Source organism: Alitiscatomonas sp. (genome assembly GCF_037242085.1).
Classification (GTDB): Bacteria; Bacillota; Clostridia; order Lachnospirales; family Lachnospiraceae; genus Alitiscatomonas; species Alitiscatomonas aceti.
The window spans coordinates 56375-65954 of sequence record NZ_JAXXBR010000096.1; the positions used below are offsets into that span (position 1 = coordinate 56375).

A 9580-nucleotide genomic window follows, 5' to 3' on the forward strand; every position below is an offset into this window, starting at 1 on the left:
TCTCCTTTCTCATTCAAACATCAAACCGTATGATTCGGTCAAGCTTCCGTCGTCCTCATGGAACACACACTGATACAGGGGCTGGCGCTGTGCTGCTTTATGGAACCGCTCCAGAACAGGAGCCAGTTTCCCGCTTGTTGGGATACCGAGCGCAGCGGATACCCGCCGCCAGCGGTCCACGTCCATATCTTCCAGGCTGCTGTTACGGCATCCCTGCCCATACTCCTCCAATGTTTTGCGATCCACATACTGCTTTGCGTCACAGCAGTCGTGCCAGCAGATACAGTTCACAAGCAGGGAAAAAAGATCGTCCATGCTCTCGGCCAGACGGCCCGCCTCTCCTTCGCTGCTGTAATAGCCGATGGAGCCATCCTCCAACAGGTGGTATTCTCCGCCGGAGCCATCTCTGGCAAACGCCCTGCCGGGCAGGGAAAAAGTACATCGTCCCTCTGCGTCATCCCGCGGGGATAACTCATCCAGCAGGAAGAAGTCAAAAAGAGAATCAAATTCATCTGCCAGATCAGGATTTTCACGCAGTATCTTCAAATAGTCCATCGCTATTTTCCTTCCTTTCCAGTTCTTGTGTCGTCTCGTACAGTGGTTCTTCCATCCTCTCATCATTCTGGTAAAAATGGGCTTTGTCACGGCCCAGATGGCCGTCAGGCGGGGCAGCGTCCAACGGAGTGCATACCGTGAAACCGTCCTCATCCTGTGACATTCCGAATTTCATCGGAGAAATGTTCTGGGGATCCTATAATATCTGACCGCACCAACTAGTAAAGTCCCGTTTCATGCTTTTAGTAGCACTGGAGGATCAGCCAGATCCGGTCAAAACGGCGGGCGGCCAGGTCCTCTTTGGTGATGTAGAAATAGATATGCCCGCAGTCCCCGAACATCAGCTCGAAGCCGCCGCACTCCACTGTATCCAGCTGGAACAGCAGCAGCCAGCGGTCACGGGCAGATCCTTCCGCCCGCCGGCGGATCTCCTTTGGGATCTTACCCCAGCCGTTTCCCAGATAATAGCCTTGGGTCACCAGATCACATTCGGCAAACATACTGTTCTGAATGATAAAAGGCCAGCCCAGCAGCTGGGAACGGTTTTCCATCCCTTCCGGATCCTCTTCCATCCGTTCAGCCCACGCGGAATCGAAGGCATCATAGTCCTCCTCGTCTGGGAACGCTTCACTGAAGTCCTGCCAGGAAGGATAGGAGTATTTTGAATCCATTTTGATCCTGACCATAGGAAACTTGAAATCATCCTCCATATCCGCAGGAAAGTCCGCGGCGGCCAGGGCCGAAATGTCCTCAAACCAATAGACGCGGGCGCAGCCCTTATCTTTAGGGTCATAGCCCCAGCACTGGGTATCTGTTTCATAGAAGAAGGAGAGCAGGCCATGGTCGGGCAGAAGATGCTCCGTGTCAAACCGGGCCAGCTCCGCACAGTTGAACTGGGCCAGGAAAGTAAGGGGACGGTCCTTCACCACATTGTCATAGCTCTCGCCCTCATAAGCAGGCCACACGAAATCAGCCGGCACATCGGGCTGCCCGCCAAAACGGGTGGCCCCCAGTTTGTATGTTTCTTTTCCTTCTATTTTCAGTTTGATGCTGTTTTTAGCCAGCAGCTCCAGTTTTTCTTTTATACTCATGGCAGTTCCTCCTTGCTGCACTCTCATAGCTTTCCGTCCAGTGCCTCCACGGTTATCATGGCGGCGGAATCAAATTTACACTGCCGCAGTTCCCGCCCGCTCCAGGCAAACACATAGGAAAAGCATTCGATCTCGTCCTGATACTCCTATTTCGCATACAGCTTCCCATGCTCCTAGATCCAGACCTCTGCCAGACAGCAGCAACCGATATGGCCGATCGGCTCCATGCTCCAGTAAGAAGTGGATCATGGGCACATCGTTTTGAAAAACTGCGATCTCCAGCGGCATCAGTTTGATATACTCACTGAGCTGGATAGGAACATTCAGATCCAGCCCGCCTTGAAGCATTGCCTCCAGCTTGGAAATATCGTGTTCATAAATAGCGGCAGCCGTTTCCGGAAGGGTCTCCCAGCGGCCAAGATATGCAATTTGGTACATAAGACACCTGCTTTCGTTGTTGTCTCACCTTATATGGTGTCGTCCGGCCCAGCACCCGGCCTTTTCCAACCACATTTGTTCCCTCATAAATTAAGAACTCCGCATTGTTTTCTAACGAGCTGTAATCCACAGTATCCGGATAGAGAGGCTGGGCATTCCCCAAAGCCGGTCCATCAAATGCACACACAGCTCCGTCCAGAAAGCATACACCCAGAGATTCCGCAGTTCCTGTGACAACAAAATGAGGACAATATTTTCCGCTGACCAGGCTGGGGGGCACCTTTCGTTTACCGCTCCAGAAGATGACCTCCACATGGAGCACTGCCCGGTTTTCATCTGTCCCGATCATGCTGTATCACTCCTATCCCACAATGGTAGTTTCCTGGATGTCCAGATTCTCAAAATCCATGGCGGCCAGCTTCCCGGCGGTCTCCGGGGTACACATGAACCAGGTGCTCACGCCCCAGGGATCCATCCTTGTGACGGTAAAGAAGTCGGTTTCAGCAGGAGTCGGATCTCTTGCGTCAATCGTGTGGTCAGCGTAAAGGTACACCAGATCCACCTCCCGCTCCGGCAGCCACCTGGCCCGGCGCACACGGGGCTTTCCGTTTTTCAGTGTCTTTTCCCTGGGGTTCTCGAACCACTCCAGTTCTTTGATCTTCAGTCCAGTGAAGGTATCAGACAGCCGCCGAGCGATCTCCCGGTGGGTAAACACCCCGCAGTTCCAGGAGCCCATTAACCATGTCATGATAAAGTCTCCCACCTTGCTGCCGGGGGCAGGAGGTCCGTAAACGCTCTCATCCGCCCACATGACCTCCATCTTTTCGCACGGACCCGGCCGGGGACAGGGCCGCTTTCCTCCATAGCGGTGCATGATATTCACATAGCCAAAATCCCTGCCGGTCCGGTCATGCCCGTTGGCTTCCACTTTATAGGCAGTTATGGACATTGCAGTTCCACCTCCCGGGTCCGCAGACCTGTAAATCCGGTCACCATTCTCATGCCAGCTCTTCGTCCAGTATCTGGACTTTTGGGTAAACTTATCTCCATGTCTCCTCTCAGGTCTGCTGATGCTGCATGGATACAACATGGCAGTCCGGGCAGAACTCCACATAAAGCGTTCCTTCCGTACCGTCCATCAGGGTATCCCACTGGATCTGGGCCAGATATTTCATGGGCTTTCCGCAGTGGGGACAGGCCGTATATTCCCAGTCCTGCACCCAGTTGGCAAAACCGCCGATGGTGTTCACATCCTCGCAGGCCGCGCCATAAAACAGGGGAACGGACGATTTCCCCAGTATAAAACGGTTTTCCGTTAATGCCTTATATTCTTCCGGCCGGACATAGCAGTCCATCTTCCCTGTCCCATCAAAGGTCCTGGAGGGAAACACCTCCACACCGCCGTCCAGAGTAAAGCGGCTGAATGCAGGCCCATCCAGAAATCCCACACAGTTGGGACAGCAGGCGGCAGTAAGGATGCCGTCCAGCCCCAGGAATCTCAGCCTTTCATCCCGTCCATCCAGCACCAGAATATCCACCATCCGTCCGCCGCAGTGGGGACAGGTGTCTTCCCGCATCCGGCCCATACGGACAGGAGATCCTTCGCCTGGCTCTCCCTCCACCATCGGATAGCAGGTATCGAAGTTAAGCTGCATCCGCTGCCCTTCCTTATCAAAGGTCCAGCCGCCGCACTGGGCGTAGATGGACGGGTCCACATAGAGATTCTTTCTCCATGGGCGCGGATGTTTCTCCAGCTCCAAAAGCGTTTCCAGCGCCCGGTCATCTCCCTGCATGGCAAGGCAGCACATCAGCTCAGACGCTTCGCTGGAATCCTCCGCAGAAAGCAGGGCGTGGATCAGGCCGTCCCGCACATCCTCCGGGGCGTGATAATATAGCTCACATGGATAGTAAACCTCCGCGGCCAGCGCCGCCCGCTGGATCCTGGGCGTGATGGCGTCCCGGTATCCCAGAAGCTTCCAGAAGTCCGTAAGCTCCGGATCCTCCATATCTGCCAGCCGCCGGATATTCCGGACCAGCCCGTCCTGTTTTTCCTTCACCTGCTCCGGACTCCAGTGAAGGACCGTATCTCTCTCCTGTCCAGACCTGCATTTCCAGCACAGTCCCTTATAGCCCAGAGGCGTCCCGCAGACGGGACATGTATACTTAAGGCTCATGTGTACTCCCTCCTTCTGAATGATAACCATGAGAAGCACGCTGCGCGGATTTCTTATGGTTATCGCGGCAGCCGCCAGGGTCTCATGCAGGCACGGACTTTGACTCGTTGCCCGCGTAAAAAAAGCCCCGCGCCGCTCTGTCTCAGGGACAGGCTGGCGCAGGGCATGAAAAAGCCGCGCTTGTGAAACCGCATCTGCCGGCAGATGTGGTCTCTTCAGCAACCAGAATATTCCTTTCACTTCTCAGAACAGCCCAAAGCCGTCCGCTATATCGGTCCATGGCAGCACCCTTTTCCATTTGCATAGTATTTTCATTATACCATGTCCTTCGGACATGGTACCCCTCCGGGAGATTTAAGCGCCTGGATTTTCGCGGTGAACGCGAAAACCAGATGCGCGATGGTATAATGTCTGTTTCCAGACATTATACCATGTCCTTCGGACATGGTACCCCTCCGGGAGATTTAAGCGCCTGGATTTTCGCGGTGAACGCGAAAACCAGATGCGCGATGGTATAATGTCTGTTTCCAGACATTATACCATGTCCTTCGGACATGGTACCCCTCCGGGAGATTTGAACGCCTGGATTTCTGCGGTGAACGCAGAAACCAGATGCGATGTGGTATAATGTCTGTTTCCAGACATTATACCACAGCCTTTACAGATATGCGATAAAGAAGTGAGGGGATTTTCCACATTTTCCCGTCATAACGCTCCCTTCCATTCCATCCAGCTGACGATCTCCTGCTCCAGCTTCTTCCCCTTTTCCAGCATATAGCTCATAACATCCGTATACCGCCCGGCCGCCAGCAGATTTTCTGCCTTTCTCCTGTCACGCTCCTCCAGCGGCTTTGTATACTCATCATATTTTTTCAAAGTATCCGTATCCATATAGACCGTATGAAAATCGATCCCTGTTCCCCGGATCAGATTCTCCACGATATAGAAGCCGTCCGGATCGATATCCCCAAAATGATGCCACTGCTTCCCCGGGTTATCCCCGGCGACCTGCTTTATGAACGCCTGCTTTGCTAAATTATGGTATCCGCTTAAGAAGATCAGAAACGCCCGTTCCATCTGCATCCGGTTGAATGAAGTCAGATTTTCCACGGTAATTACTGCCTCATCCCCGATATACAGCGCTTTCAGGCCTTTCAGTGCATCCGAAGAAAAGGCCATGGGCATGGACGGATCTGTCCGGACGCACGGTCCGTTGGAAAAGTAAAATTCCGCATTTCCCTTGAAATACACATAGGACGGATTGGGGTAGATCTGATGCTCTGCCAGGAGGATCCGTTCCGTCTCGCGCTTATCCTCCTTATCCCGGTCATCTGTGAGTCCCAGGAACAGAGACTCATAATCCCCGTATTTTCTCAGCAGCCCACAGACCTTTGAACGGTATTTTTTCTCCCATCGCTTACTGTCCTTCAAAACCGCCATCGACAGCTCCCTCTCCAGGATGTCCTGCTGGTTCTGTAAAATGAATTTGCAGAGCTCCAATATGGCCTCTGCTTCCTTCCCTCCATAGAGTGGATTTTTATTTTGCTGTAAACGTCCGATCTGCTCCCGGCAGAACCGGTCCAGGAGCGGACTCATCCCCAGATACCTCTGATACAGCATGATCTGGTCCTGCTGTAATGAAAGCTTATCCCTTCTCTGCAGGACCTCATAATACAGATCCCAGCTCTCCGGATCTGCCGTCAGCTTTCTGATCTCTCCACTCCCGTACTTTATGGTGATCAGGCCATCCTGCTCCAGTTCCCGCATCCAGGCTTCAAAATCACGGATCTGATCCATATCGGCATAATCGGACGCATAGTCCGGGAATACCTTTTCCGGCGGGATCTGAAAGCTCTGGATCACCTTATTCTCTCCCTGATACGTCTTACTTCTTTCATACTGATCCAGGAGCGCTTCCAGCACCTGCTTCTGAACTGAATTATACCCCATAGACTTCCTTCACCAGACCTTCCACCGCGTGCGTGTAACGTCCCGATGTCACCAGGCTCACCGTTGATTCAATAAAAGCTCCAATACTGCTGATCTTCTCCGGCGGCGCAGCATAAAACACCTGGAACTGGTTTTCTTCAAAATATTTTACCATCTGCTCGATCCGCTCCCGTGACAAGGCAGAAAATGCTTCGTCAATAAAGGCCAGTCTCGCGCAGCAGACCTGCTTCGGATAATACTGGAGCAGGCTTGCCGCCAGAATGATAAAATACGGCGTCTGCTTCTCTCCATTGCTTGCAGAGCCCTGCTTTTTCGACAGATCCGCCTCGATCTCCTGGCTTCCCTGCCTGCTGAGGATCTTCATATCGTATGTAAAATACTTCCGGTAATCCGTATATTCCGTTTCATCCTCCTCTTCCAGGATCACGCTCATGAATTCCTGGATATCATGCTCCATCTCCTCGTCGTCCCGTGCTGAATTCATATATACTTCCGGAGAATTCATATACTGCTCCAGTTTTTTACAGATCCTGAAAAATACGCTGCGGTCTGCCTTTTCTGTCATGACAAACCGGTACGTATCGTTTCCAAATGGGATTTTCTTTAATTCCCGGTTGATCCCCTCTATTTCATCCTTTGCTGCCTGGATCGTCTCATTGATCTCTGCCACAAAGTCATTCATAAAGGCGCTTTCCAGCCTTTTCCCCTGCTCCTCCAACTTATTATGCGCTTCCTCGATCTTGATGTTGGCAATATTTCTGTACTCGTCACGGTAAAACGGAATATATCCGGTCCCCCGCCTGTTTATATCGATCTCCGCCAGCTTACAATACTCGATCTGCGCGCTTTCCATCTGTTTGACGCAGGCGTCCACCTCGGTGCTTAAGTTCATGACCGTCTTTTTCGTGATCGCCCTCCAGGTCCCGGTCTTTCCTTTTAAAAGCTTTTCATACTCCTCCAGCATCGGGCGCTTTAATTCCAGATGCTGCATGCACTGGCGGTCATAGTCCTGGTTCAGCTGATAGATCTCGCCTGCAGCCTTCTTAAGTGCAGCTTCGCTTTGTTCCAGTTCCTTTTTACAGCTCCCAATATCCCCGGCGATCACCTTTATCGCGCCTCCCAGGGCTCCATACTCCCGTTCTGCATCCTGCTGCTCCTGCAGCACTGCCAGAAAGTCCGGATTGCTCTGTATCTTATCAATATCCTGCTGGATCCGCTCCTTCCGCCCCAGGGTCGCCTCCAGGGACTTTGCCGCATCAAAATCATAATGGCCGGCCTCCCAGTCCACTCCCTCGATCTCGCTCCTATACCTGCGGCTCTGTTCCCTGTGCTTCTGATTACTTCTGCGCTCCTCCTGTTTCTGCTTTTTTGCCCCTTCCTTTCTGTTTAACTGGAGTCTTATGGCATCCCCGCCCAGACAGAACTCGGTTCCGTCCACGTCCATATTGGACACCGCATAGCTCTTTGCCAGCATGCCGTTTTTCATCAGGCCTCCCCTGGGATACTCATGAAGTTCCTCCAGAGAGCCGCATAAATGGATCCCGTTCAGCAGATAATTTGCGTATCTTCTGGCGTACACATTGGGGATCACCAGCATTTCAGCCGCAGACCCGGCGCTTATATCTGTCTCTGGAAGCTTGTCTGTGATCACCACATGAACGCCATGGAGCTTCCTTCGTTCCAGGACCTCCATGGCTTTGTGGCAGTATTGCCCGTCTACAATGATATAAAATCGTTTTCGTCCCAGAAAGGTCTCAATGGCCGCTCTCCACTCCGCGTCCTTTACCTCCTGGACCAGCTCTGCAAATAGCCGCACATCGGTCTGGATCCCCTGCTGCTTCAGTTCCTCATAAATGATCCGTTTGGCGGCCTCTGCATTCTTTGGGAACACCATCTGGTTGGACTTCAGCTGCTTGATCTCCGTCTCCAGCTCATCCAGCTCCTGGTCCAGCTCCCGGATCCTGTCCCCACAATGGATCTCCTCCTCCCAGAAGATCTGCTTCTGCCCCTGCATCTGCTCTTTAAATCTCAGATAAGAACGGAGCTTTTCCTCTATCTGCCGCCCGCCTTCTGACAGATGGGCCAGACAGTTTCTGTCTTCCTCTTCTACTTCAATAAAGGGATCTGCCCATTTCAGTATCGCTGATATCTGGGCCTGCAGCTTCATAAGAAGAGCCAGCCCATTCTCCTGTTTTTCTTTTTCTTCATTGAGTTTTTCGATCTGCCGCTCCAATGCCTGGATGCTTTCCCTGACTCCACGGAAAATATCATTGTTTTCTGCGATGCGGCAGCGTTCTCCCGCCTCCTTATACCGTTTATCCAGCTCCTTCTGCCGGATCTCCAGGCGTTCCTTTTTCGTCTTCAGAGCTTCCAGCCGGATCTCCTCCTGCTTCTTTTCCTCTTCCTTTTCTCTCAGATCCTGGTAAAGAAGCATCAATTCCCGTATGCGGAGACTCCGCAGCTTTCTCTCATACTCGCCGGTCCGCTGCTCTATGGTCTCCAGCTGGGCCTTGCTGCTGCGTAAATTCTCATACATTTCCTTTATATGATCAAACTGATGCCGCTGTTCCCGCAGCTCCTTCAAGGAATCCACCCTTCCAGGCTCCAGCACACAGTCCTGGATAAACTGGTCGATATTGTTCTCCGGATTAAACGCCATCATTTTCAACAGCCTGGAGCGGTATTTGGACGCATTGCACCGCAGCCCCAGCGCCCGGAGCACCTGCTCCACCCCTCGTTCCTTTCCCAGGAACTCGGCAGACCTGAGCTTTTCTCCACGGACCGCCAGCTCATTTTTCGGCGTGAACCGGATCCTCTTTCCTTCCGTCGATGTAAAATTGATCTCATCGATCCGGGCGTCACGGCAGACGAACCAGCTGCTCCTGCATGCGATCTCATTGTCTGACTCCATACAGACCCCCACCACCAGAAACGACTGATCCAGCGGCGACCAGAATTCCATGGCAATATAGCTGATGACCTCTCCGGTCCTTAAATACCGCTCTGTGCCATTGCTTTTCGTATCTCCGCGCACATAACCGATCACCGTCCGGTCCCGGTCCTTTGCCGCCTTGTTGAACTGCGTATTTCCAGTAAGAAGGTACGTCATCGCGTCCAGGACCGTGGATTTTCCGCTGCCATTTACTCCCGTAAGCAGTGTGGAGCCCTCCAGACGGATACATTCATTCTGGAACCGCGCCCACTGGACCAGCAGCAATTTTGTGGCTGTTTTTCTATTCATACTCATCTGCATCCTCCTCGCCCGGAACCTCCCCCGTTTTCTCAAGCATCCTCTTTCTCGTCAATTCTGCAAAACGTCCAAATTCCTCCGATTCCAGCGCAAACTGCAGCGACGGATATAGTCTGACCAGA

General features: G+C 52.6%; 7 protein-coding genes. All 7 read right to left on the minus strand.

All coding sequences use genetic code 11. The annotated features are described in order from the left end of the window. Nucleotides 1–9: 9 nt before the first annotated feature. Nucleotides 10–555, minus strand: a complete 546-nt coding sequence (locus WIH05_RS10295) for a hypothetical protein (protein WP_337425333.1) — start codon at nt 553–555, stop codon at nt 10–12. A 242-nt stretch (nt 556–797) separates the two neighbouring features. Continuing rightward, nucleotides 798–1646, minus strand: coding sequence for a YwqG family protein (locus WIH05_RS10300; RefSeq protein ID WP_022273090.1), 849 nt, complete (start codon nt 1644–1646; stop codon nt 798–800). 75 nt (nt 1647–1721) lie between these two features. After that, nucleotides 1722–2084, minus strand: a complete 363-nt coding sequence (locus WIH05_RS10305; RefSeq protein WP_337425334.1) for a hypothetical protein — start codon at nt 2082–2084, stop codon at nt 1722–1724. Between the two features lie 361 nt (nt 2085–2445). Beyond that, complete coding sequence (locus WIH05_RS10310; protein WP_022273092.1) at nt 2446–3033, minus strand: hypothetical protein; 588 nt, start codon at nt 3031–3033, stop codon at nt 2446–2448. A 109-nt stretch (nt 3034–3142) separates the two neighbouring features. Further along, nucleotides 3143–4258 carry a hypothetical protein gene (locus WIH05_RS10315; protein ID WP_022273093.1) on the minus strand — a complete coding sequence of 372 codons (1116 nt, stop codon included), beginning with the start codon at nt 4256–4258 and terminating at the stop codon, nt 3143–3145. A gap of 705 nt (nt 4259–4963) precedes the next feature. Continuing rightward, nucleotides 4964–6208 carry a Wadjet anti-phage system protein JetD domain-containing protein gene (locus tag WIH05_RS10320; protein WP_022274228.1) on the minus strand — a complete coding sequence of 415 codons (1245 nt, stop codon included), beginning with the start codon at nt 6206–6208 and terminating at the stop codon, nt 4964–4966. Next, nucleotides 6198–9449: an SbcC/MukB-like Walker B domain-containing protein gene (locus WIH05_RS10325; RefSeq protein ID WP_337425335.1), complete on the minus strand. Its 3252-nt coding sequence runs from the start codon at nt 9447–9449 to the stop codon at nt 6198–6200. Before WIH05_RS10325 ends, WIH05_RS10320 begins: the two co-directional genes overlap by 11 nt. Nucleotides 9450–9580 lie beyond the last annotated feature (131 nt).

Bases quoted from the DNA above. Each gene is read 5' to 3' on its own strand.
- WIH05_RS10320 (WP_022274228.1), bottom strand. From the start codon at position 6,208: ATGGGGTATAATTCAGTTCAGAAGCAGGTGCTGGAAGCGCTCCTGGAT.
- WIH05_RS10315 (WP_022273093.1), bottom strand. From the start codon at position 4,258: ATGAGCCTTAAGTATACATGTCCCGTCTGCGGGACGCCTCTGGGCTAT.
- WIH05_RS10300 (WP_022273090.1), bottom strand. From the start codon at position 1,646: ATGAGTATAAAAGAAAAACTGGAGCTGCTGGCTAAAAACAGCATCAAA.
- WIH05_RS10325 (WP_337425335.1), bottom strand. From the start codon at position 9,449: ATGAATAGAAAAACAGCCACAAAATTGCTGCTGGTCCAGTGGGCGCGG.
- WIH05_RS10305 (WP_337425334.1), bottom strand. From the start codon at position 2,084: ATGTACCAAATTGCATATCTTGGCCGCTGGGAGACCCTTCCGGAAACG.
- WIH05_RS10310 (WP_022273092.1), bottom strand. From the start codon at position 3,033: ATGTCCATAACTGCCTATAAAGTGGAAGCCAACGGGCATGACCGGACC.
- WIH05_RS10295 (WP_337425333.1), bottom strand. From the start codon at position 555: ATGGACTATTTGAAGATACTGCGTGAAAATCCTGATCTGGCAGATGAA.